Consider the following 1,541-nt stretch of genomic DNA (forward strand, 5'->3'; position numbering starts at 1 on the left):
CTGAAGGCACGGCCTCTCGCCTCGCAGTATCCGGTTCTCAAGGTACGCGCCGCCGGTCGCTTCGGCGCCGCGCGGCAAGGAGATATATTGCCATACCCGGGGCGCCGCGGGGGCGTCTTTCCCGTCCTCCACGGTTCCTCCATATTTCATGCCGCCAGGCGATTGAATCGAACCGCTCGCCCATTCCGACCGCGTTCACGATAGCCGAAGCCCTCGAGGACCGAGGCCGCCCCGGACGGATGCCGGACGCGCTCCGGCTGAAGGCGAGCGTCCAGCCCTGCGCGGGCCGCAAGGGGGATGGGGCCGCGGCGAGGCGTCGGGCAAGGGGCGGGACGCCGCAAAGAACGGAGCCGCCATCGACACGCACCCGAGGCCCCCTCAGGCCTCTCGAAAACGACGGCCGCCAACGCCTCCGCTGAAACCGCCCGCGCTCGGTGGAGCGAGACGCCCCCTCGGAGCCCACCCGGACCCATCAGCCAGCAATGAGCCGGGGGCGGGGGCCGAGTCCGCCCACCGAAAACGGGGCCCGAACAACGGCCGAAGGCCCTGGAGAATCGAGCCGTCGTCTAATGGCGTCGAACCAAGTCTCGCTCTCGCCGCGTCGCAATCAAATCCCAAACGAGCCCCAAGGGCAAACAGGACCACTTGGCCCCAAGCAGACAATAGGATTACCTGGCGTCAAGCCCGCAAGTCGCGATTCGCGCAGGTCAGCCATGGGAGGGGGCGCTTCGCCAGCGCAAGCCCTTGCAGGCTTCGAGCGACTAGCACCCGAGCAGCTAAGGCTCACGCACCCGAAATTACAAGACAGTCAGCTGGGCCCGCATCAGGAACGCTAACGGGACGATAAGCCGGGCGCAAACGGCCATCAGAACCCGCCAAATGATGGGCCTCTTACCCTTACGCGCATAAAGAGCCCCAAAGCTACTCCGAAGGCCCAGCTCAATTAATCTCAGTGAAGACCGAAGCGAAGGAACGCCAAGAGACGGAGCCGCTTGTTCATATACATCTTGCTTGCGAAGAGCTTTAAGCCGAATATGCTTTAACCAACACGGATCTACTGCATCATAGCCCACGGCAGAGTGAAAATAATCAAGCGCTCGGCAGAGATATAGCTATATAGAAGGATCGCAATCCACCCGAATAACGGATGGCATATTGAGAGTTTCGAAATAAGAAATGGATGCCGGAATAGCGGAAAGGAGCGGGGCCCCGAGGGCCCCGCTCCGCACCGACGTGAAAGTGCCGTCCACCGGTCAGCGGCGCCCTGCTCTCCCACGGGCTTCCCCCGCAGTACCATCGGCGCTCGGCGGCTTAGCTTCCGGGTTCGGAATGGGTCCGGGCGTGCCCCGCCCGCCATGGCCGCTGACCGGTGGGCGGCGCTCCGCCCACCATGAGGTGGTTATGTGTGTCCGGGCGGACCCTCGTGCCCTGGGGGCCGCACAGCGAGGAGATGGACCTTGGGGTTCGACGTCCGATCCGACCGGAAGCATCGCGCGGCACCCGTCCCTAGCGAGACGGCACCCGCGGCGATATGAAATGCT

At 64.2% G+C, this 1,541-nt stretch carries 1 rRNA gene; it reads right to left on the reverse strand.

The annotated features are described in order from the left end of the window. Window positions 1–1,251: 1,251 nt before the first annotated feature. Window positions 1,252–1,367 (reverse strand): 5S ribosomal RNA (gene rrf / locus HMPREF9452_RS11115). Window positions 1,368–1,541 lie beyond the last annotated feature (174 nt).

Source organism: Collinsella tanakaei YIT 12063, assembly GCF_000225705.1.
Classification (GTDB): Bacteria; Actinomycetota; Coriobacteriia; order Coriobacteriales; family Coriobacteriaceae; genus Collinsella; species Collinsella tanakaei.